This is a genomic window from Thermodesulfobacteriota bacterium, assembly GCA_035559815.1.
GTDB lineage: Bacteria > Desulfobacterota_D > UBA1144 > Nemesobacterales > CSP1-2 > DATMAT01.
On the sequence record DATMAT010000023.1, the window covers coordinates 272728 to 295003 of the forward strand.

Below are 22276 nucleotides of genomic sequence, written 5' to 3' on the forward strand. Positions count from 1 at the left end.
GCTATGAAGAGATTAGTTCTTTTGATACCGGTAATCTTTATTATTAGCTGTTCCACCGTTTTCCCGCCTTCCAGAGAGGTAAGACCTTACCGGGCGCCTGAAACCCACCACCCGCCCAAGCCGAAGACGGTAGAGCCAGTAGCAGGCAACGTGTTTAATGCCTCTTTTAACGACGTTTGGTCGGCAACGCTTGACGGACTTAAATGGATGAAGTGGGCCCCTGCCTTCACCGACGAGTTGGAGGGGACGATAAGATTGAAGGAGGCTTATGTCTACAGAAACTCGGGTAAGCTATTAAGGATATATAACTGGCCGCCGAGCCAGGAGACGGCTCAATCCAACATAGACGATTATCTTCTTAAAGTTTCCGATTATAACCCGGGCTTTAATCTCGGTCGTCCGGTCTTTACCCAGGAGAGCATGATAGTCAGGCTAGGCGGGCTTTCCGAATCGAAGGTCAAGGTGGATATAGATTACGAGATCAGGCCTTATTTTACTTCGATCGGCTTTACCGATGCGGTGAAATCAAGCGGGTATATAGAATCGCTTCTACTGGAGAGGATTAGAGAGAACCTGAGCGGAAGACCTCAAGCCAGAAGATGATTTTTGCCAAATTTAGACTGAATAGTGGATATAACCCATGCATGGCAAACAAGCTCTGAATGTTGTCATAGCAAGATCATACATCCTGAGCCGGGTCGAAGGATGATTTTTTGAGGTGTTCGTTCTTCGACTGGGCTCAGAATGAACGGATTTTTATCTCTCTTTTTTAGCGGATGCTAATCCGCTCATACTGAGCTTGTCGAAGTATTAATTTAAGGAATTCGCCCTTCGACTCTGCTGGCTAACGGCTCGAGTGCGCTAAAGCCGGATTATTTTAAGGGGAAATCAAGGTTTAATTGGATACTAGATGACCACCATTCTAATCATCCTTGCTTTCGTAATCTGCACGGCGCTTCTGTTCTGGCTGGATAGAAAAGATAAAGAAGATAAAGAGAAAGAAGAAAAGATAGACGAAGGTGTTTTTGACCTCCTCAGCAAGTTAAGCTGGAATAGTTCTCGTCATCAGATGGATGGAAAATTACCGGAAATGGAATTTCTTGACCTGGAGGAGCAAGGTAAGCTTGACTGCATCAACTACAGGCATAAATTTAATGAAGATTTTATCGTGAGCTTTTATTTCCTCAAGGAAAAGAGCGGTAGCCTTTTGGGAGCTGATTTTTATCTTCCCCGTTTATCCAGAAGAAAACTGGACGCGATCTACAGCAGGCTCTGCAAGAAATATGGGGAACCGGTACAAAGCGGCCTGGTCGATGAAAATTCTCTTGAGTGGCATACTGGAGATAGCGTATTGGTCTTGGAAACAACCGACAGCGGCAACCTGGTCTTAGGTTTCTGGAATAAAGAGTTCTATCAAAGTCAATCGGAAGGATAAGATGCCCGCCCAGCGACTCTCATCGCCTCTTCGCCGTTCCTGGACCTGGAGCGGCTTACCAGTACCAGATGGATTTTTATCCTTTGCCATTTGGTGAATGTTGCTTATTACCTGTGTATGTCGCTGCTTACGAAGCTGGAATAATTCTAACCAGGTCGGTCTAAGGCCTGAACAAACCCATATGACTGATGATTTCCTCCATATTCTCCCCGCCGATCGCTCTGGCTCTAGCCGTCCCCTGGCGAAGAATATCCCTGACCTCATCAATCCGTTTTTCGTAGTAATTCCTCTTTTCTCGAATCGGGTCGAGAAGTTCGTTGATTGCTCTACTCAACTTTTGCTTTACTTCCACGTCGCCGACCTTTCCGGAACGGTAGCGCGTTTTCAGGTCTTCCACCTCTTCTTTATTCTTGTTGAAGGCATCGTGGTAGATGAAGACCGGATTTCCCTCCACAGTTCCGGGTATATCCGCCCTTATTCTATTGGGGTCCGTGTACATACTGCGCACGCGCTTTTCCACGGTCTTGGGGTCATCGGAAAGATAGATACAGTTGTCCAGGCTTTTGCTCATCTTCCGATTACCGTCGGTCCCGACCAACCGGGAGGTCTCGCTCACGACCGCTTCGGGTTCGGGAAAGAACTGGCCGTATAAATAATTAAAACGCCGGGCCAGTTCGCGGGTAAGCTCCAGGTGGCTTAACTGATCCTCTCCGACCGGCACTTTCGTCGCCTTGAATATGAGAATATCGGCCGCCATCAAAATAGGGTATCCGAGAAGGCCGACAGAATAGTTCTCTCCGATCCCCATGTCCTGAATCTTCTCTTTCAGGGTTGGTATTCTCTCCGCCCTGGGCACCGGGCAAAGCATCGCCAGTATGGCATATAGTTCGGTAATGGCGGGTACCTGTGACTGGATGTAGAAGGTGGAACGGGTGGGGTCCATGCCCACGCTTAGCCAGTCGATTACCATCTCTAATACGTTCTTCTCCACCTCCTCAATTTTGTCATAATGAGTGGTGAGCATGTGCAGGTCAGCGACCAGGAAAAAGCATTGGTAGTCATGCTGGAATTTTATTCGGTTGTATAGAGAGCCAACCAGGTGTCCCAGATGCAGTCGCCCCGTAGGTCGGTCTCCGGTTACCAGTATCGGCTTAGCGGTTGACATTTATTCAGTATTCCTCCTGGCTTCAAGTAAGTAAGCGGAACTAAATAGCGACGATTATGGATTATACTTGCGTTGATGGCAGAATTAAAGACTCCGGGCATTACTGTGTAGAGACGCAAAATGTTGCGTCTCTACAAGAATTCAAACGTAAACCTTCATTTTCTAACGGTCATGTCTTTCCTGCGGTTAAACCGGGGGGATTAATCCACGTTTTTGTTTAAAATAGGACGAAGTCCACAGGGTTTTGACACAAGAAATGATATAAAAATTGACACAAATTACAATATGCCATTTCCAACATAAAGGCCCTAGGATTAGTGATCCATTCTTTTGAAGAGGACGAGGCTAAAATTTGCGCAGAACTTTACTCTGTTGGTAAGTCTCTTGGGCTCTCTCTTGGGGATAGAGCGTGTCTCGGCTTGGGGTTAAAGCTTGGATTACCGATACTGACTGCAGATAAGACATGGTCTAAACTTAATTTAGAGATAGACATACGCATCTTATGATAAAGACACAGAGTGTAATCAAATACCAATAACCTTTAAGAATTCCTGGTTAATTCTCCGCTTCGTGGAATGCGGCCTCCCATGAAACAAATAAATAAAAATCAAATCCACACCATCGGCCACTCAAACCGAAGCCTCGAAAATTTGATTAAAATTCTAAAATACTACGATATTGAGGCCTTGGTGGACGTCAGGCTGTTTCCTACCTCCGGGCACAATCCTCAGTTCAAGAAAGAGGTGCTGGAAACCGAACTCCCGGAAAGCGGGATTGAATACGTCTGGATTGAGAATCTGGGAGGGTTCAGGGTACGTGGAATATACGGAAACGGAGGAATTCTGGGTTTATTTGGAGAAATTAATCGAGATTGCAAAACAAAAGAGAACGGCGGTGATGTGCGCCGAGCTTTTGTGGTTTAAGCGCCACCGCAATTTTATTACTAATGTCCTTACCGGGCTGGGTTGGGAAGTTATTCATATTTACGACGATAGGAAATTGGATAAGCACAAGTTTGTGGAGAGCCTCTTTTGCTGGCCGGATTGCTGTGTTCATAAATTATTAACCTGGGGATTAATCGGATATCATCTCCGCATGTCATCCTCGAACGTTCCCCGCTAAAGGCATGCGGGGATAAGCTTAATCGGGGATCCATAATTAAAAACTGGATTCCCACTTCCGTGGGAATGACAAATTGCTATGTCTTCTCGCTTCCGGAAATGACAGTTATAGGCCGGGGCTGATAGGATACCGATTTAAGACCCTAGGTATAGTGAGTCAAAACCTTAGGTCGCGATTATAAGAACGGTGCTGGAGCTTTCTTCTAGCTCGGTCACCAATGGGACAATCATCTCTGAGCATTGCCCATTCTTCACATTGTCCATTATCCTCGAAAATGATTATGGCGGCGTTCTCAATGAGGCAGATAATCATACAATTTTTTGTGGTCGATCTTTCCGCTGGGTGTGAGCGGCATACGCTCGATGAAATAAATACGAGCGGGGGTTTTGTAAGCGGCTATTTGCTTCAGGGCAAAATCCCTCAATGCCTGTTCAGTCAGGGTTGCTCCCGATTTAGTTACCACAAATGCAACTGGGACATGACCTTCTTTAGGATCGGGAACGCCTATGACAGCGGCTTCCGCCACGTCCGGGTGTTTATAAAGCGCCTCTTCTACCTCTCCGGGCATAATGTTGGACGTGTTTCGTATGATTATATTTTTGATACGGCCGGAGAACCAATAAGCCCCGGATTCATCCCGGCTGGCGCAATCACCAGTCCTGAACCAGCCGTCGACAAAGGCCTCTTTTGTCGCCTGCTCATTATTCCAATAGTGCGACATTACCATATCGCCTTTGACCCAGATTTCACCTACCTCTCCAACTGGCTGGTCGTTGCCGATGCCGTCCACTATGCGCAGTTCGACGCCGGAAACCGGTTTCCCGATGCAGCCCGGGCGTTTCCATTCCGCCCTCCGGCAAATGGTTAGCCAAATTGCCTCGGTCATGCCGTAGCCCAGTTGGATGGGTTTTCCGGTTAGCTCGAAAAACCTTTTTTGCAGGGACCCGGGCAAATCATCCCCCCCGGTATAAAGCCCCCGGAGGGATGAGAACGTGTTCCGGGTACATCGGCCTGAATCGAGCAGCTTCAAGAAAATATCTATATGAGTGATGATCAGTGTGGGCTTTTTCTCTTCTAGGCTGGTCAAGTAGGCGTCGAGGTCAAAGCCGTCATGCAAGACGGCCATTCCGCCATTCAGAAGAACGGTGAGTGTTTCCATGAGACCGCTAATGTGGCACTGGGGGTCGCATACGAGAATGATGTCTTTTCTGGTGACGCCATCTAAGGCGCTTGCGGTTGACTCCAGAATGCCTTTAACAGATCGATGGGTATGAACCACGCCTTTAGGCTCTCCGGTGGAACCAGAGGTGTAGAAGATGACGGCAGGTTGTTGTGGGGCAAAATCAGGCGGTGTAAAGTGCTCCGGTCCTTCCAGCAATGTATTAAAATCAGTGAAATCAGTGTTACTTTGCTGCCCCACTACAAATATCTTTTCAATACCAGTCTCCTTTAAATCAAGGTTGTTTAATAGCGCCAATCTGTCAGACTCGATTATGAGCCATTTAGGCAGTGCGTTTGCAAGGACGCGATGTAATTCCGGCTGTGCATAACGGCGGTTTAACGGCATGGCTATAGCTCCCGACTTGAAACAAGCCAGATAAGTAGTCAGTATCTCAAATCCGTTTGGGAGCATGAATGCCACCCGCTCGCCTCCCAGGTCAGCACCTTTAAAATGGGAGGCGATTATATTGGCAGCGGTATCGAGGTCTTTGTAGCTGTAAGATTTATCACCAAGGATTATGGCCACCCGGCTGGGGTCCTGTCTCAATGCAGATTCCAAAAGTTGGCTGATTGCTGGGGAATTCATCAAGAGGGTCTCCCATAGTTTTTCTGGATGAACATACTAAACATTCTAAGACGGATAAGTCAAGGGCAATGAAGCAGTTTTTAGGGCCGATTTCTCCGAGCAGGAGAAGGCCGATCAATTTGACGGTTTATTGTGGAGTATTTAGAATTCTCTCAGCTAATTTTAGGGGTTTGGTGAAAACTATGGCTATCACTTATCTGAAAAAACATCAGGTGATCGTAATCGGAGCGGGACACGCCGGATGCGAGGCAGCGCTCGCTTCGGCCAGGATGGGCTGTAAGACACTCGTCCTCACCGCTAATATTGACACGATCGGGCTTATGTCCTGTAATCCTTCTATTGGCGGGGTGGGAAAGGGGCATCTGGTGAAGGAGATAGATGCTTTAGGCGGCGAGATGGGAAAAGCAGCAGACGCCACTGCCATTCAATTCAGAAGACTTAACACAAGAAAGGGAGCAGCGGTTCAGGCAACCAGGGTTCAGGCAGACAGGCAGGCTTACAAGACATACATGAGGAGAGTTCTCGAGGCAGAGAAGAACATCGACATAAAACAGAGAATGGTGGAAGGATTCCTGGTTGAGGGGGGTAAGGTGGCAGGCGTGAAAACGAACCTGGGAGAGCATTTTTTTGCAGAGGCGGTGATAGTCACTCCGGGTACTTTTCCAAACGGTTTGATCCATATAGGGCTTACTCAGATTTCGGCAGGGCGTGCCGGGGAGGCGCCGGCATTGGGGATCTCAGATTCGTTTGACAGCCTAGGTTTTAAGATTGGTAGGCTCAAGACCGGTACTCCTCCCAGGTTGGACGGACGGACCATAAGATGGGATATTCTAGAATTGCAGCCCGGCGACCCCACTCCCAAGCCCTTTTCCTTCTCCAATTATAGGATTGAAAGGGAACAGCTTCCATGCTATATAACCTACACTAACCAGAGAAGCCACCAGGTTATCAAAAATAATCTTCATAAGTCGCCTCTCTACTCCGGGGTGATCAAAGGGGTTGGTCCTAGGTATTGTCCTTCTATCGAGGACAAAGTGGTTAAGTTTCCGGATAAGGAAAGGCATCAAATATTCCTCGAACCGGAAGGTATCGGCACCTACGAGATTTATCCTAACGGGATCTCCACCAGCCTTCCGCTCGATGTTCAATACGAATTCATAAGAACGATTAAAGGTTTAGAGGATGTGGAGATTATGAGGCCGGGATATGCGGTTGAGTATGATTTCTCCGACCCTACTCAGCTAAAGCCCACGCTAGAAACGAAGATCGTCGAGAATCTTTTTTTTGCCGGGCAGATAAACGGTACTACTGGATACGAAGAAGCGGCTTCTCAGGGTCTCATTGCCGGGATAAACGCTGCCCTTCGCCTGAGGGGAGAGGCCCCTTTCATACTAGACCGTTCGGAGGCCTATATCGGAATACTCATTGATGACCTGGTAACAAAGGGTGTAGACGAGCCCTACCGGATGTTCACCTCGCGAGCGGAGTATCGTCTCATCTTGAGAGAGGATAACGCAGACCTAAGGCTTAGGGAGAAAGGTTTCAATATTGGGTTGGTAAGAGAGGATGATTTTGAGAGATTTCTCGATAAAAGGAAAAGAATTAAAGAGGAACTGGATAGATTGCAGCATACCAAGGTTCTTCCTAATGCTCACTTCAACGAAATGTTAATACAGTTGGGTTCTTCTCCGTTGAAGAAACCGCAAACTTTGGCAGAGATCCTAAGAAGGCCGGAGATCACCTACCGGGAACTCAGTGCAATCGACCAATCTTCTCATGCTTTGATTGATTCCGATATTTCCTTGCAAGTGGAAATGGAGGTTAAATATGAGGGGTATATTCAAAAGCAGATGGAACAGGTAGGTAAGTTTAGACAGCTTGAAAACACGAGAATACCGGATAATTTCAGCTATGAAAGCATCCCCGGCCTCTCCCGGGAAATCGTCCAAAAGCTGACACGAATCCGCCCAAGCTCTCTGGGGCAGGCAAGCAGGATATCCGGTATCACGCCTGCTGCAATTTCTGTATTAATGGTTTATCTTAAACGAAGAGAGATGCAAAATAGGGATGTTTATTCTTCCTCGGGTTCCTGATTCGATTCGTCCTCCTCGGCATCAGCCAATTCCCTTTCAAGCTGTTCCATAATATCTTCATAGTCTCCGCCGACGTAGCCCGAATTTTCCGGGTCCTCAAGCATGTCCACAAGGTCCTTTATTTTTTTACGACCCTTCTTAGCCATTATTCATTTCCTCCGTACCTTACTTGAGAATATCAGAATGAAGTCGAATTTGTTAGTGCGTCACGAGAATAGTTAAAATTAGTATTAGCACCAGATTAGCTTAGCACGAAACAAAAATATTGGTTACGCTCTAGCTTTCGTAAAATTATAAGACCTAGTTCCTGAAAAACAAGTTTTTTCCTCTCAAGGTTGAATTACTTTCCATCATATAATAACCTATTTTCTTCGCAGTGTATACGAAGTAGAAACAGGATTATAGACCGCTCTTGGCGCGGGGAATCGGGGGGGCTTGAAGTCGATTGCGTGTCTTGATTTTTTTCGGGCATAGGGTTATTATTTCCTACCCAAAAGGATAAATCCCCAAGAAGAAGGAAAGAGGCGGAGGTAGAAACAAAACATGGAAAAACTAGAGAAAGAGCATGTAAGCAAGCACGTCGACATCGAGTCCAAGAGGTTTTTTTTCGATGTGAAGGAAAACCACAAGGGGAAGTACCTAAGAATCACCGAACTAAGCGGTGGAAGGTCCTGCATAGTAATTCCACTTGGTGGAATTAGGCTTTTCAAGGAGAGATTGGGAGAAATTATACAAGAGGCTGAGAAGCTGATCACAGTCGAAGAGGAATTTTAAGATTCATCCCTGGGATGGGGAAGTGGAAGGGCTTTTATTTTTTCCTTTCATATAAAATTAATATCAGGGCGGTTAACTCAGCGGAAGAGTGCCATCCTCACACGGTGGAAGTCACTGGTTCAAATCCAGTACCGCCCACCATTTTAGGTAAATGCTGATTGGTTTAATCAGACCTAGAAATCCGGCTAATCGCTGGTATCGAGCTGTCGAGCGATTTGGTGGAAAATACCGTTTCACAGCGTGGAAAGCATAGTTCTATATGGGCCTTATTTGCCGATAACTGGTTACTTACTACTAATTAATTTGTCATTGCTCCAACAGTAGGGGGAACGCATATCCATCGACGTGCGGGGACAGGTATGCGTTCCTTACACTAATATAGGGTTGATATATCCACATCACAGAAATAGTTATTTTTTGAACTGCCTCGAATAGAATTTTCGATAAAGCGATTGAAAATTACCGAGCGGTGATTATCCTCTTGTCGACCAAGGAAAGAAAGGCCTCAACCACCTGAGGGTCGTATTTTATTCCTCTTCCCCTGATCAGTTCGGAAATGGATTCCTCGGTTCTAAGGGCAGAACGGTATGGGCGGTGGCTGTGCATCGCATAAAAGGCGTCGGCTACGGCAATTATCCTAGCCTCCAGGGGTATGTATTCGCCGGCCAGGCCAAAGGGATAACCCTGTCCGTTGACCCACTCGTGGTGGTAGAGCACTATGGACAGAACTTCACGTAAAACGGCGAATTGCTGAATCATCCGTCCACCGATGATAGTATGATGCTTGACCAACTCGTACTCATCGGGAGTGAGGCGGGAGCTTTTGAGCACGATCTTTCTGGGAACCGCTATCATGCCGATATCGTAGAGTATCGCACCAAGCCTAAGGTTTTGGAGACGGCTCTCTGGCAGGTTCAGTTCTCTACCTAGACTAAGTGCATAGTTAGAAACGCCGGCCGGCTTTTGGTAAAGCAACTGGTCGTCTTTACTCAAGGACGAGTAGAAAGAGGCCAGTTGCTCTGTGGCAAATTCCTTTAACCGAATATTTATATCTTGGGCAAGACGTTTGATCTCTTCGTCAAAGGGCAATTGGTCAGCTTCAGTTTGGGTGTTTTCATCCTGATGAAAGAATATCTGGTTCTTCCCTCTCTCCTTTGCCAGGTATAGCGCCCTGTCCGCTTGCCTTAAAACCTCATCTGCTCCCGGGGTTTTGTAGGGGTTAATCTCTACAATGCCTCCGCTCAGAGTGACCCGGACATTTCTTGTAATTGAGATTTCCCGGATGATCCGTTTTAGGGCTGTATAAGCCTCTTTCTTGTCAGTTTTCATGATCGCAGCAAACTCGTCTCCCCCCAGCCGGAAGACCTTATCCTCTTCCCTCAGCAGCTTTTTGAACTGCGCCGATACCTGTTTCAGAATCATGTCTCCAAAGGAATGACCATAGGAATCGTTTATCTGCTTGAATCCGTCTACGTCAAATATGGCCAGGCTCAGGGCGTTGCCATTTCTTCGCGCCTCGGCTATATCCTGGGGGAACAACCGGTAAAAAGCATGACGGTTGAATACTCCGGTGAGAGAATCGACAAAAGCCAGTTTTTCGATATTTCTCCTTTCTTCGAATTCCCTTATTTCCCGCTCCCATAGGGCTGAAAGGAAATCGGCTATTAAATTGATATAAGGGATATCGTTTTCCTCCGTATTCACCGGCCCACTCGTGGAGAAATTAATAAGTGCTCTTATTTTGCCCTGAGCAAATATCGGTATGGTCAACGAGAATTTAGGCTCGTTGGGCCCCTCGCTACCGATAAACTCTTCTTTGGGATGAATGGCCAGTTGGTATTCGAACGGCTTTATATCGACCGAATTATTGAGAGCAAATTCTCTAATGCTTTCCTGGATACGGGATAGATAGTTTTCTTTAACCTTCCTATGGGCATATATGAAACATTTCCGGGTATCTAATTCTATCGAGACGAAGAGGGATAGGTTTGAGATTAAACGTCTGGAGTTTGCTCCCAGATAGGATACAGTATCCATGAAACTATTTTTCAGTGAATAATCGAACAAATCGCTCAGAAAAAGAAGTTTCTTACTCTCCTTTTGCTTGTCCATTTAGCCGCTCTATACAGATGCGAACCCTCTTACCTTATCGCCGATGCGTCTATGACCTTTATATCGATCTCGTCGGGAATCGTGTTTAAATACCCGATTTTTACCCTTCTAAGCACCTTTTCGCTATAAGGCGGCAGCACTTCGTTAACCGTTACCCTGTTTGAGCCCATCGGTCTTCTCGGAGACTCGGCAAAAAACTCTACGCTAAGAAGTATGTTGGTGTAGGTTATTCCGCTTCTATTCTCCAGTACGATTTCATCGAGCACGCCTACAGTCCCGGGAACCCCTCCTCCGGCCCAGGTATAAGCCTTGACCAATATATCATCCCTGGGAATGGCCACTTCCTCTTCTTCCTCCTCTTCCGGAACCTCTCTAACCGTGGCTGCTTCTCCCGGGGTTACAGCTACCTCACCCTCTTCTTCGAGTTCCTCCTCTCTGGCAGAAGGCCTATCCTCCTCGACATATTCTTCGGAATCGCCCTTGAATATTCCTACAATTCTTTTTCCCAACTTCGATACGCTACCCATAATTCCGCCATTCTCTTCCACCTCGGCTTCTTCCTCTGTGGCGGTAACGGTTTCAATCTCTTCTTCCGAAGCCCCTTCCGTTTTTGTAGGACTCTCCGCTTTACTTTCCCTTACTTCACTCGCCTCGGGGATAGAAGGTTCTTCGGTCTTTTGAGCAAGCTTTTGCCGATATCTCTCTGAGAGGCTCAAAGAGGACTTTTCAGAGGAGGTTTCTCCAGATGCCGGAGCCTCAGCCTCGCTTTTTTCCTTTGTAGTTTTCTTGGCTACCTTTTTGTAGCGTTTTTTAACGGGCTTACCCTCCTTTTCGGCCAGACGGTAGTTCAGTTCTTTAGTGGATATGGCAACGGCGTCAGAGACGCTTATATGGCTGTTCTTGGTGTCCGGGTGCTTGAACCCTACGTTTATGTTATTGAAGGTTTTAGTGCTGCCTGCGGGAAGCACATCGTGGATTACTATCCTGCTGGTATAACCCTCATAACCCACCTTGCTGGAGCCGCCTACTCCCAGGTTATCTACCTTTATCTTTATGTCTTTATAGTGTTGTCCGCTTTTGTTCTCCAGGGTGATTTCCTTGAGTATAGCTTCCGTACCATATTGACCACCTGTCCATTGCCAGTCCTTGACCAAAATTAAGTCTTTTGGCGAACCGGGTGGGCCTTGTTCAATCGTTTCGGCGCTAACTATTCTTAGCACCGTTTTCTCTAGCGGCGAGTGCATGATGCCAAAATTAACCCGGTGGAATGTGTTTTCACTTCCGGCTGGTAGCGTCTCGTGAATCGTCGACCTCAAGGATCCTAGGGGTATATCGTTTGTGGTGAAAAGCTCTACCTCGACCTGTAGGTTTTTGTAGTCCTTCTTGCCTTTGTTCTCCAGGGTTATGTCTTTCAGTATCGCTGCCTGGCCCATGCCACCCGATAGCCACTTATAATCCTTGACTACAACTACGTCCTCGGGAGACTCTACTTTTTTGCTGGCGGCGTTCACACTTAAGGTCAAATTAGCCGATAGAAAAAGGTAGACAAATAAAAAAAGAGCAGGGTTTACGGCGAGGGATAGGAACAAATTTAGCCTGTTAATACTCAATACTTTATCATGCTGCATACCAAATCTCCCGTCTGGATTTGAATTAGATTATACATTATAAGATTTAAAATAGTAGCGTCCGATATCTTCCTGAATCTAGTACACCGGCACAAGAAATGGGCAAAACCCCTTGATTAATGATAGGGAAAAATGTTATAAGATAAACATAAGCTCAAATTAAGGAGGGATATTATGGGCACATACATTCTAATAAGCAAGCTTACACCAGATGGGAGAAAAACCATAAAGGAAAGACCGGGAAGAATAAAGGAAGTGGATATGGAGCTAGAAAAAATGGGGGTGAAAGTTTTGGAACAATATGCCACGCTTGGTCCGTACGATTTCGTGAACATAGTCGAGGCCCCTGATAACGAAACTATCGGGAAGGTTTCGGTGGACCTTTGCTCTAGGGGGACTGTAGAGATAATGACCCTTGCTGCGATTTCCGTGGACAGGTTCATCTCTGCCCTTAAGTCCGCAAAAAAAAGCAAGCCTAGGAGTAAACCAAAAAAAGCCAAAGCGGCTAAGCCGAAGTCAAAGAAGAAAAGATAACCCAAACAACCTATCTATTTTGCTCTGCTAATCGTCTCGGTTTTACTCTTGGAATCTAGGCATATGGTTTGATGTTATTCTCGAGTATGACGCTTTTTCGAGGAGGAAGCTAGTTGTATAAATCACCTGGGGATAGTATTATCCGAAATCAAGATTTAAGCGTTTTTATCTGGTTGCTCTCTTATTATATCCATTCTTAACGGGTTTGAGATAGGTTTGACATTATCTTTTCTTTGACTGTCTTAGTCCTTTTATGTAAACTGGCTGGTTATTAGATGGGTAAAATCAGACTTCTTCCTGACGAGCTGGTGTCCAAAATTGCGGCTGGGGAAATTGTGGAGAGGCCGGCATCTGTGGTAAAAGAGCTCATCGAGAACTCCCTCGATGCCGGAAGCACGCTGATAAGGCTAGATGTAAGAGCGGGTGGTAAAAGATTAATAAGCGTTTCCGACAACGGCGAGGGGATGACCAGAGACGATGCTCTTCTTTCCCTCGAGCGTCATGCCACTAGTAAAATAAGAGAAATAAAGGACCTTTTTTCTATAAAAACTCTAGGGTTTCGCGGGGAGGCCCTACCCAGCATTGCCGGCGTATCCAGGTTTAGGCTTACCTCAAGAACCAGGGGGGAAATAGTCGGTGTCCGGATTTCGGTTAACGGCGGAACCTTAAAGTCAGTCGAGGAAATAGGCTGTCCGGAGGGAACAACTGTTGAAGTTGCCAATCTCTTCTACAATACGCCGGCCAGGCTAAAATTCATGAAATCCGACGAGACCGAGCTTTCCAACATTCTTGACATCGTACAAAGAGAGGCTTTATCCCACACCGATGTAGGGTTTGAATGTCTTCACGAGGGAAGGATGCTGATTCAGCTCCCTGCGAGAAAAACGGTGAGAGAGAGGTTATCAGAAATCTTTCCGGATACAGAGCTTTTCGAGGTGAGGGCAGAATCCGATGGAATTAGGGTTTTCGGGTATATGGGCGGTCCCCAAGATGCCCGGTCTACGGCGCAGAGGTTATATACCTACGTGAACGGCCGGGCGGTCAGAGACAGGTTCCTCTCTCGTATGATGATCGACTCTTACGGAAGGTTGATAGACAAGGGAAAATTTCCTCAAGGGGTTCTCTTTGTGGAGGCGCCGGCAGATGAAATAGATATAAACGTTCATCCCACGAAAAACGAGGTCAGGTTTAGAAGGAGCAGAATGGTGGGGGATTTAATTAAATCTTCGGTCATGTCCATGCTTCGAGACGCACCTTGGATAAAGGGTTATCATCAAAGGGTCGAGAACGCCGTAAGGAGTTTTTACGAGGGTAGGGATAGCCTTGATTACACCTCCACCAAATTGACTATGGGCGCTTCCCCGCATGAGAGTAGAAGCAGCATTGTCGAGAGCAAGGACAGTCTGAAATTGCACTCGAACGAGAGGCTTAACCTCTCTGATGAAGGACCTGCAGATTCTATGGAGCCCGAAGCCCAGGCTCTTTTCGGCAAAAGAGGCTTTTTCTCCAGCCTGGAAATACTAGGACAGCTTGGACGGCTTTATATAGTTTGCGCGTCAAAAGAGGGGATGATTCTAATCGACCAGCACGCCGCCCATGAGAGGGTCAATTATGAGAGGTTGAAAAATGCATATTTGAAGAGGAAGGGGCTCGAAAATCAGGAACTCTTGATACCGCTGACCATTGACCTTTCTCCCCAGGAAGAAATGGTATTGTCAAAACATAAGGAAGATCTGGAGTCTCTGGGGATAAAACTGGAGGAATTTGGGAACGGCTCTTTTGTGGTAAGGTCAATCCCTTCGATACTTAAAAATGCCGATGTGGAAGGGATCATGAAGGATGTGATCGGGGAACTTTCCTTGCTGGAGGAGGAGAGGAGCCTGGATAATAAGGTGGATCATTTAATATCGACTATGGCCTGCCACTCTTCTGTCCGGGCCAATGACTGGCTTAATCGGGAAAAGATGATAGCCCTTTTAGAGGACCTAGACCGCGCCGAATTTCCGCATTCTTGTCCCCACGGCAGACCGGTGGCCAGGGAGATTACCTTTGAAGAGCTTGAGAAGATGTTCAAGAGATCATGAGTATGAAAGAACAGATAATATCTAAACTGAGGGAGAGCGCCGAGCTTAAGCTTAGGTTCGCAAAGGAGTCCTTGAAGGAGATAGAGGAGGCCACCGAGACTATAAATAAGACGCTGAAATCGGGCGGGAAAGTTCTTATATTTGGGAACGGGGGAAGCGCCGCCGATGCCCAACACATAGCGGCGGAATTTGTAAACCGTTACCAGAAGGAGCGTAAGGCCCTTCCGGCCATTGCCCTCACCACCGATACATCCATTCTCACATCGGTGGGAAATGATATTTCATTCGATAATATCTTCATTAGACAGATCGAGGCTCTTGGAAAAAGAGGGGACGTGGCCTGGGGAATCTCTACCAGCTCTAAGTCACAAAACATAATAAAGGCGCTTGAATATGCCAAGTCAGAAGGACTAAAAACAATAGGTTTTACCGGCGGGGATGCCGGAAAGATAAGTAAGATCGTGGACGTTTGCATAAATATTCCTTCCACGTCGACACCAAGGATACAGGAGCTTCACATCACCATTGCTCATATAATATGTGAGCTGGTAGAGGATGCAATTTGTAAGAAAGACGAATTAAAGAAGGAACCCGCCAAGAAAGACCAGTCCAAGTGATGAAGTATTATCCCATCAATCTGAACCTCAGGGGAAAAAAGTGTGTAGTTATTGGGGGAGGACGGGTTGCCGAGAGAAGGGTATTAGGACTTCTTGAATGTGGAGCGGATGTAGCCGTCATAAGCCCGAAGCTTACCCCTAAACTCAGTGAGCTTTCAAAGAAAAATGAGATCCGGTATATAGAAAGGCCCTACCGTCCCCAGGATTTAAAGGGTGCCCACCTGGTAGTGGCTTCGACGGATAATCAAGGGGTAAATCGCCGGGTTTGCCGAGAAGGGAAAAAGCTGGGCATCTTGGTGAATGCGGCAAGCGCGCCCCTATTATCTGATTTCACGGTGCCATCGGTGGTAAGAAGAGGGGATCTTATGATTACCATTTCTACTTCCGGAAATAGCCCCGGGCTTTCCCGGAGGTTGAGAATGGACTTGGAGAAGATATTTGGCGAGGAATACGAAGCCTTTACCGAGATTTTAGGCCGGGTAAGGAGAAGGTGTTCTAGCCTCTCCTATGGAGAAAGGGAGCGTATATACCGGGAGGTGGCGATGTCGGATATCCCTCTCCTCTTGAGAGAAAAGCGATTCAAGAGCGCGGAAAAAAAGCTTAAAAAGATCACTGGATTAGGCTTTGGGGATATCGAATTTTCGCCTGGTTAGAGACCGGGCGATAACTTGATTTATCCCCCCTCCTTAGACATAATTTCAAAATACATGCGGGTTAAATGTCCGAGATGCGGCACGGTGGTAGAGTGGCAGGGGAACGAATGGAGGCCATTTTGCTCGGAAAGGTGCAAATTGATCGATCTTGGAGCCTGGGCATCGGAGGAATATAGAATCCCCGAAGAGTCGTCGATGAAAGAGAATATAGAAACTGTGAAGAAGAACGATTAGAGAAGATGAGCACAAGTCACGTACTCAAGCTGGTGTATATATCAAAAAGGGCTACAATCGGCGTTTACGAGTCTCTCTCGAACCTCTATCTGGTACCAGACAGCTTGATTAAGATAGAGGAGTTCATGAGGGAAGAGGGCCGGCACACCATGATGACGGTAAAACGGCTTGATGAGCTAGGAATCGAGACCCCGAAGAGAGGAGGAGAGCTAGCGGAGAGGTTCGGCGAGACCATCGGCCGAGCGGCTACCGTCCTCGGTTGGAGGGGAACCTGTTTTTTTATGCAGATCGGGGAGGAGGTGGAAAGACTCTTTTTAAAAGCGGCTTTCACGGTATGCCGGAATAGAAGTGACCGCGAGGTACTCAATCTTATTATATTCGACGAGAAAAAGCACAGCGAATGGTGGAGAAGAAAACTATCCGAGAGGAGGCATTAACAATGTCAGTCGTGGATACGAGCGGCTTTTACAAGGGGCTAAAGATCGAGCTGGAAGGCGGGATCTGGGAGGTTCTGGAATATCATCACTCGAAGATCGCCCAACGGAGCCCTGTGGTGAAGACAAAGTTAAGAAACGTCATTACCGGTGCGGTGCAGGAAATGAACTTCCGGTCGGGAGAGACGTTTCATACCCCGGACATCGAAAGGAGAACCATGCGGTTTCTCTACAAAGATAACATCGGATACCATTTTATGGACTCGGAAACATATGAACAATTTGGGTTCAGCCAAGGCCAGGTTGGGGACGTCGCCAGATTCTTAAAAGAGCAGCAAGAGGTGAATATCTTTTTCTACAAGGATGAGCCTATAGGTATCGACCTTCCCACCACCGTGGAGCTAATAGTAACCGAGACCGAACCCGGGGTGAAGGGGGACACGGTATCGAATACCACCAAGCCGGCAACTGTTGAGACCGGGGCGACCCTTTCTGTACCTTTATTCGTGGATATCGGCGATGTAATTAAGGTAGATACCAGAACGGGGACCTATATCGAGAGAATAAAAAAGAAATAGTATTCATTCAACCCCCGCTTAACTCCGCATTCCAATCGACGGTCTCTTCGGCATGCAGCTTTTCTAGCGGCCAGTTTATCGGAAACCCAAAATTTGGAAAAGGTTGCCATACGCCGCTATCTATTACCCTTGCCCCGTTATCCTTGAAGGTTCTAAGCAGGGTTAGGACAAAATCGTTTGAACTAATATCCGCATTGCCAAAAAGCATCCCGTCGGGCATCTTGCCCCAGTTAACGAATTGCTTTAAATCATCCGAGTGAGTCATAATAAAGTTATTGACCAGACTCTCGAACTCTTTTAAGATCTGCTCTTTTTTCATTGCCCTCTCCTTGTAATATTTTTCCTGAAGCTATAAAAGCCAGGATACGACACTTCTCACCGTAACCCTTTTATATTAAAGAAAATTATAATGCTAATTAACAGTGCATACAAAAAAATCTCACCTATGTGTTTTAGGGTTAAACGATAGCATACGATGAATAGGGCTAGAAGGTGATTGTCTGTCAATGGTTAGTAAGCAAGCGAATTTGACAAAGCAAGCCCCTTTATCTAAACTAAATTGTTTACGTATGGAGTAATAGGGCCCATAGCTCAGTTGGTTAGAGCGGCGGACTCATAATCCGTTGGTCCCTGGTTCAAGTCCGGGTGGGCCCATATGTAAGACAGGCTTCAGAGTCTATAGATGCACAAGGAAATTCATAACCCCCTTTATCTTAACCCTCAGTTTCATTCCCATCCATACTTACTAAGAATAAAAAAATCAATCAAAAAAAGAGGAGGAAGAAATGAGAGACCAAATTACAGCTCTCGAATCACTTCAACAGCTTGATTTGGAGCTCAGAGAGTTGGAAGATAATCTCGAAAGATATCCACGAGAAGTATTGTATTATAAACACGAACTGGAGAAACTCGAGGAATCAATCCGTAAAGCTAAGGAAGAGCTGGACACGGTTAAGAAAAGAAAGAGTGCCACCGAACTCCGGCTTGCTCAAAATCAGGACTCTATAAAAAAGGCAGAACAGAGGCTCTTTGAAATAAAGACTTATAAAGAGTATGAAGCCCTTCAAAAAGAAATCGGTGAGACCAAAAGAGTTAATTCTGAACTGGAAGAGCGGATTCTCGAAGAAATGGAAGAAGCGGAAAGACTGGAGAGACTGGTCAAGGAAAACGAGCTTGAACTCTCTCAAAAAGAGCAAGAGTACGAGAAGATAATCAATGAGCATGCCCTGAAGATAGATGAATTGAAGGGTATATATGAAATCAAAAAAGGAGAGAAGAAGAAACTGGCTTCGCTCCTTTCCCCGGATATACTTTCCATTTATGAAAGGATTAGAAAGAAAAATGGAGTGGCACTCGCCTCGGCCAGAAACGAAGTGTGTACCGGTTGTAATATGAACATTCCTCCACAGCTCTTTAACGAGGTGTTAACCCTGTCCAAAATGGTCCAGTGCCCTAATTGCCATAGGATTCTCTATTGTGAAGAAATATTCAACGGTGAAGCCCAAACAGCATAGCCTCTCCTTGAATAGTACGGTAAAAACAACCGCCGAAATATTCATCGACGGTGCCTCTAGAGGAAATCCCGGTAGCTCGGGGCTAGGAGTATTGATAAAAGACGAGGATGGCAACATCCACGAGATAAAAAGGCCTTTGGGCATCCTCACCAATAACCAAGCAGAATACGAAGCATTATTAACCGCACTCACTAAAGCAAAAGAACTCAAAAAAAGCCATCTCAAGATTTATACCGATTCACTCCTTCTGGCCAATCAGATAAACGGCAAATGGCGCGTAAATAATCCTAAAATTACAACCCTCTATAATAAGGCCAGAGAACTAATAGCCCAGTTTGAAAGAGTGGAAGTCAATCACATTCCCAGAGAATTTAACCAAGAAGCGGACAGACTTGCCAATCTGGCAATAGATGAATATTCTTAATTGAAGAGACGAGTGAACTAAGCGGTCGCTTGCTTTTCTAGCAAGAGGAAAGTCCGAACTCCAGAGGGCAGAGTGCTGGGTAACTCCCAGGTGTCGTGAGACAACGGAAAGTGCCACAGAAAATAAACCGCCCAAGTTTTCTGGCACAGGAAAACAGGCAAGGGTGAAAAGGTAGTGTAAGAGACTACCGCGCAGGCTGGTGACATCCTGCGGCACGGTAAACCCCACTTGGAGAAAGACCGAATAGGGAAGCATTCGTGGCCTATTATAGGCCACGGGCAGGTTGCCCGCCTGAAGCTTCCGGGTGGGTTGCTCGAGGCATCCAGAAATGGGTGTCCTAGATGAATGACCGCTCTAGACAGAATTCGGCTTACCGGTTTACTCGTCTCTTTTTTACTCTTTGAGCTTTGTTTTTACCACTACTTCGGAATGGAGGGTGCGATGCACCGGGCATCTGTCGGCGATTTGGAGAAGCCTCTGGCGTTGTTCCTTATCTAAGGGCCCGGTGAGCTCGATCTCACGTTCTATAAGGTCAATCTTGCCGGTCTTGGTCTCACATTCCTCACAGTCCTGAGCGTGAATCTTTTGATGCCTAAGAATCACCGAGACCGATTCAAGAGGCCAGCCCTTTCGGTCGGCATACATACGGATGGTCATGGAGGTACACGAACCAAGGGCGGCGGTCAGGTAGTCGTAGGGGTTAGGTCCCATACCGGTACCGCCGACCGAGACGGGTTCATCAGCAATTAGCTTGTGGCCCCCGGCCTGGATTTCGGTTCGGTATCCCTGTCCTGTTATTGCCACCACCCAGTTGTTTGTCTCATCTGCATTCGATTTCTTTTCCTCTGCCAAATCAAGCCTCCTTTTTTACTTTGCAAGAAGAGTTTTATCGTTATCTATATTAACATACTTTTATTTATCACCTCCCTATCTTATGCTTGTCCATTCAAGAAAGGCCGGTTGAAAAATGTCTTCTATTGTTTGATAATCATCTCAGCACTAATATGCTAGAGAGAATAATAAAAAAAAGATTATCTATAAAACAAAACATATCCCTCTATTGTGCTTTGTATAGTGACCCCCGGGTCCCCCGGATAGCAAAGTGGCTCTTATGGATTGCGGTCAGCTATATTGTATTGCCGTTTGACCTAATCCCCGACTTCATCCCGGTGATAGGACATATAGACGATGTCGTTATCGTCCCGCTCTTGCTCGGCTTGGCGCTATGGATGATCCCAAGAAAAGTATATGAAGAACATCGTAGGCGGATATTTGAAGAAGCAGTAGAATAATGCCCTGGCCGAAGGATTGAAACAGTTCTTTTTTCGAAACCGGTGTGATATGAAGCCTTGTTATCATATCAAGCTATAAGGATAAGGATGAAATGGCGCTCCGTTTGATCGAGATGTTTTTACCTGCCGAAGAGAACCTGGATAGAGTTCAGGACCTCCTCAAGGACCATCCGGCATTAGGGATATGGCAGGAAAATCTATCTGAAAACCATTCACTCATAAAGGTTCTCATCGATGCCGAAGAAACCGAGGAGGTTATTGATATTCTGGAGAAATATTATTCCAACCGAAATGACTTCAGAATACTAATCCTTCCGGTAGAGGCGACTCTACCCCGGCCAGAAAAAAAGAAGACATTTCCTTAAAAGAGCAGGAGACTCAGTCTGCCCAGGGCTCTTCATCCTCCAAGGTATTCCGAATAAGCCGTGAGGAGCTGTATTCCGATATCGTGGATACGACTAAACTATCAAAAGTCTATATCATCCTAGTCATCTTATCCTCTATCGTTGCCGCAGTCGGTATATTGCGAGATAACGTAGCCGTCATAATAGGGGCTATGGTTATTGCGCCGCTCCTCGGGCCTAATATAGCCTTGTCTTTTGCCACTACGTTGGGGGACATGGATTTGGTACAGAGAGCGATGAAGGCCAATCTGGTCGGCCTCCTAATAGCATTTATTTTTTCTGCGTTGATCGGTTTTATTTTTGAGATAAACCCGGAGGTTCCGGAGCTTTCTTCCAGGACGAATGTGGGTCTGGCCGATGTTGCCCTTGCCCTGGCCTCTGGCAGTACCGGGGTGTTGTCATTCACCGCCGGGGTGGGGAGTGCCATAGTGGGCGTGATGGTAGCGGTGGCATTGCTTCCTCCCTTGGTTTCTTTTGGAATGTTGCTCGGCTCGGCGCATTTTAATCTGGCGTTGGGGGCGATGTTGCTGCTTTTAGTAAACGTGATTTGTGTTAACCTGGCCGGAGTTACCACCTTTTTGGCGCAGGGCATACGTCCTAAAACCTGGTGGGAAGCGGACAGAGCTAAAAAAGCAACCCGTGTGGCTATCCTGCTATGGACCTTTTTACTGCTGGTACTAATAGTGGCGATTCTTCTTTCGCAGAAGAAAGTAACATGATCTAGTTTTTTGATTCCTCAGGGTCATTGAACATTGTCTCAGAGCTATTCCGTCAGCTTGTAACTGCTTTGGTTTTGTATAAAATGAATTGTCCTCGCTCGCTTGCCAGACGGAAACTCAGTTGTCGAAGAGTTTTGCCGAGCATTGGACCGGATAATAATTGGACAAAAAGGAGGTAGAAGGTGAAGGTAAAAGAAATCATGGTGCAGCCAGCCATCGTGGCCGAAGAGGACACCACTTTGGAAGAAATAGCCAGAATGATGCTGGATAACCGTATTGGATGCGTACCGGTTGTGGACGGCAAAGGTAAGTTGACCGGGATTATAACCGAGTCGGACTTTCTAGCCGAGGAGCACTCTGTTCCATTCTCCACGTTTCAAGCTCCGCAACTGTTCGGCAGGTGGTTGCCTAAGGAGGGGATTGAGGAAATTTACAAAGCTGCTCGCACTATAACTGCCAAAGAAATCATGACCAGTCCGGTGGTAACGGTATCAGAGGATGATCCCATAGAGGAAGCGGTTAGAAAACTGCTAAGCCATGATATTAACCACGTGCCGGTTGTACGAGAGGGGTTCCCGGTAGGGATAGTGGCGAGACACGACTTATTGAATCTTATGATCCAAAATAAGCATCCAAAATAGTTGTTATAGGGT

At 46.5% G+C, this 22276-nt stretch carries 25 protein-coding genes, 2 tRNA genes and 1 other RNA gene; 21 read left to right on the forward strand and 7 right to left on the reverse strand.

Annotated features, from left to right (window positions below; genetic code table 11):
• The first annotated feature begins 3 nt into the window (after nt 1-3).
• Nucleotides 4-603, forward strand: a complete 600-nt coding sequence (locus VNN20_06810; protein ID HWP91891.1) for a hypothetical protein — start codon at nt 4-6, stop codon at nt 601-603.
• 307 nt (nt 604-910) lie between these two features.
• The gene (locus VNN20_06815) at nt 911-1435 is read left to right on the forward strand and encodes a hypothetical protein (protein ID HWP91892.1); all 525 of its coding nucleotides are present in this window, start codon (nt 911-913) and stop codon (nt 1433-1435) included.
• A gap of 160 nt (nt 1436-1595) precedes the next feature.
• Here VNN20_06815 and trpS read toward each other — a convergent pair whose 3' ends face one another.
• The gene (gene trpS / locus VNN20_06820) at nt 1596-2600 is read right to left on the reverse strand and encodes a tryptophan--tRNA ligase (protein ID HWP91893.1); all 1005 of its coding nucleotides are present in this window, start codon (nt 2598-2600) and stop codon (nt 1596-1598) included.
• Nucleotides 2601-3187: 587 nt separating this feature from the next.
• Between trpS and VNN20_06825 the strand changes: the two genes are divergently transcribed.
• On the forward strand, nt 3188-3523 hold the full coding sequence (locus VNN20_06825) for a DUF488 domain-containing protein (GenBank protein HWP91894.1): 336 nt from the start codon (nt 3188-3190) through the stop codon (nt 3521-3523).
• 491 nt (nt 3524-4014) lie between these two features.
• Here the strand turns inward: VNN20_06825 and VNN20_06830 are convergent, their stop codons facing one another.
• Nucleotides 4015-5529 (reverse strand): class I adenylate-forming enzyme family protein, encoded by a 1515-nt coding sequence (locus VNN20_06830; GenBank protein HWP91895.1) that lies wholly within the window; start codon nt 5527-5529, stop codon nt 4015-4017.
• A 182-nt stretch (nt 5530-5711) separates the two neighbouring features.
• Here VNN20_06830 and mnmG point away from each other — a divergent pair, with 182 nt between their 5' ends.
• Entirely contained in the window at nt 5712-7622 is a 1911-nt protein-coding gene (gene mnmG, locus VNN20_06835) for a tRNA uridine-5-carboxymethylaminomethyl(34) synthesis enzyme MnmG (GenBank protein HWP91896.1), read from the forward strand.
• On the opposite strand, the gene VNN20_06840 is transcribed toward mnmG, so the two are convergent.
• A complete protein-coding gene (locus tag VNN20_06840) occupies nt 7601-7768 on the reverse strand; it encodes a hypothetical protein (protein ID HWP91897.1) in 168 nt (55 codons plus the stop codon). The two genes, mnmG and VNN20_06840, sit on opposite strands and share 22 nt — an antisense overlap.
• Nucleotides 7769-8165: 397 nt before the next feature.
• On the opposite strand from VNN20_06840, the gene VNN20_06845 reads away from it, so the two are divergent.
• A complete protein-coding gene (locus tag VNN20_06845) occupies nt 8166-8396 on the forward strand; it encodes a DNA-binding protein (protein ID HWP91898.1) in 231 nt (76 codons plus the stop codon).
• Nucleotides 8397-8462: 66 nt separating this feature from the next.
• Nucleotides 8463-8537, forward strand: a tRNA-Val gene (locus VNN20_06850).
• A 318-nt stretch (nt 8538-8855) separates the two neighbouring features.
• On the opposite strand, the gene VNN20_06855 is transcribed toward VNN20_06850, so the two are convergent.
• On the reverse strand, nt 8856-10508 hold the full coding sequence (locus VNN20_06855) for a diguanylate cyclase (GenBank protein HWP91899.1): 1653 nt from the start codon (nt 10506-10508) through the stop codon (nt 8856-8858).
• A gap of 29 nt (nt 10509-10537) precedes the next feature.
• The gene (locus VNN20_06860) at nt 10538-12136 is read right to left on the reverse strand and encodes a hypothetical protein (protein HWP91900.1); all 1599 of its coding nucleotides are present in this window, start codon (nt 12134-12136) and stop codon (nt 10538-10540) included.
• Between the two features lie 174 nt (nt 12137-12310).
• On the opposite strand from VNN20_06860, the gene VNN20_06865 reads away from it, so the two are divergent.
• From VNN20_06865 to efp, 7 genes are all read left to right on the forward strand, one after another.
• Nucleotides 12311-12670, forward strand: a complete 360-nt coding sequence (locus VNN20_06865) for a GYD domain-containing protein (protein HWP91901.1) — start codon at nt 12311-12313, stop codon at nt 12668-12670.
• Nucleotides 12671-12945: 275 nt separating this feature from the next.
• Nucleotides 12946-14754, forward strand: coding sequence for a DNA mismatch repair endonuclease MutL (gene mutL / locus VNN20_06870; protein HWP91902.1), 1809 nt, complete (start codon nt 12946-12948; stop codon nt 14752-14754).
• Between the two features lie 2 nt (nt 14755-14756).
• Nucleotides 14757-15371 carry a D-sedoheptulose 7-phosphate isomerase gene (locus tag VNN20_06875; protein HWP91903.1) on the forward strand — a complete coding sequence of 205 codons (615 nt, stop codon included), beginning with the start codon at nt 14757-14759 and terminating at the stop codon, nt 15369-15371.
• Complete coding sequence (locus tag VNN20_06880; protein HWP91904.1) at nt 15371-16024, forward strand: bifunctional precorrin-2 dehydrogenase/sirohydrochlorin ferrochelatase; 654 nt, start codon at nt 15371-15373, stop codon at nt 16022-16024. Before VNN20_06875 ends, VNN20_06880 begins: the two co-directional genes overlap by 1 nt.
• A 54-nt stretch (nt 16025-16078) precedes the next feature.
• On the forward strand, nt 16079-16258 hold the full coding sequence (locus VNN20_06885; GenBank protein HWP91905.1) for a DNA gyrase inhibitor YacG: 180 nt from the start codon (nt 16079-16081) through the stop codon (nt 16256-16258).
• A gap of 5 nt (nt 16259-16263) precedes the next feature.
• A complete protein-coding gene (locus tag VNN20_06890; protein HWP91906.1) occupies nt 16264-16695 on the forward strand; it encodes a ferritin-like domain-containing protein in 432 nt (143 codons plus the stop codon).
• 2 nt (nt 16696-16697) lie between these two features.
• A complete protein-coding gene (gene efp, locus VNN20_06895) occupies nt 16698-17270 on the forward strand; it encodes an elongation factor P (protein HWP91907.1) in 573 nt (190 codons plus the stop codon).
• A gap of 7 nt (nt 17271-17277) precedes the next feature.
• Here the strand turns inward: efp and VNN20_06900 are convergent, their stop codons facing one another.
• Nucleotides 17278-17589, reverse strand: coding sequence for a hypothetical protein (locus tag VNN20_06900; GenBank protein HWP91908.1), 312 nt, complete (start codon nt 17587-17589; stop codon nt 17278-17280).
• Between the two features lie 261 nt (nt 17590-17850).
• Here VNN20_06900 and VNN20_06905 point away from each other — a divergent pair.
• From VNN20_06905 to rnpB, 4 genes are all read left to right on the forward strand, one after another.
• Nucleotides 17851-17924 (forward strand) — tRNA-Ile (locus VNN20_06905).
• Nucleotides 17925-18055: 131 nt separating this feature from the next.
• Nucleotides 18056-18784, forward strand: a complete 729-nt coding sequence (locus VNN20_06910; protein HWP91909.1) for a C4-type zinc ribbon domain-containing protein — start codon at nt 18056-18058, stop codon at nt 18782-18784.
• Nucleotides 18747-19208, forward strand: coding sequence for a ribonuclease HI family protein (locus VNN20_06915; GenBank protein HWP91910.1), 462 nt, complete (start codon nt 18747-18749; stop codon nt 19206-19208). The genes VNN20_06910 and VNN20_06915 overlap by 38 nt, the downstream gene beginning before the upstream one ends.
• A gap of 9 nt (nt 19209-19217) precedes the next feature.
• Nucleotides 19218-19597, forward strand: an RNA gene (gene rnpB / locus VNN20_06920) — RNase P RNA component class A.
• A gap of 4 nt (nt 19598-19601) precedes the next feature.
• On the opposite strand, the gene VNN20_06925 is transcribed toward rnpB, so the two are convergent.
• Nucleotides 19602-20060, reverse strand: a complete 459-nt coding sequence (locus tag VNN20_06925) for an OsmC family protein (GenBank protein HWP91911.1) — start codon at nt 20058-20060, stop codon at nt 19602-19604.
• A 152-nt stretch (nt 20061-20212) separates the two neighbouring features.
• On the opposite strand from VNN20_06925, the gene VNN20_06930 reads away from it, so the two are divergent.
• From VNN20_06930 to VNN20_06945, 4 genes are all read left to right on the forward strand, one after another.
• Nucleotides 20213-20500 carry a DUF1232 domain-containing protein gene (locus tag VNN20_06930; protein HWP91912.1) on the forward strand — a complete coding sequence of 96 codons (288 nt, stop codon included), beginning with the start codon at nt 20213-20215 and terminating at the stop codon, nt 20498-20500.
• A 92-nt stretch (nt 20501-20592) separates the two neighbouring features.
• Nucleotides 20593-20865 carry a hypothetical protein gene (locus VNN20_06935; GenBank protein ID HWP91913.1) on the forward strand — a complete coding sequence of 91 codons (273 nt, stop codon included), beginning with the start codon at nt 20593-20595 and terminating at the stop codon, nt 20863-20865.
• 83 nt (nt 20866-20948) lie between these two features.
• Complete coding sequence (locus tag VNN20_06940; protein ID HWP91914.1) at nt 20949-21623, forward strand: TIGR00341 family protein; 675 nt, start codon at nt 20949-20951, stop codon at nt 21621-21623.
• 182 nt (nt 21624-21805) lie between these two features.
• Nucleotides 21806-22264 (forward strand): CBS domain-containing protein, encoded by a 459-nt coding sequence (locus VNN20_06945; GenBank protein HWP91915.1) that lies wholly within the window; start codon nt 21806-21808, stop codon nt 22262-22264.
• Nucleotides 22265-22276 lie beyond the last annotated feature (12 nt).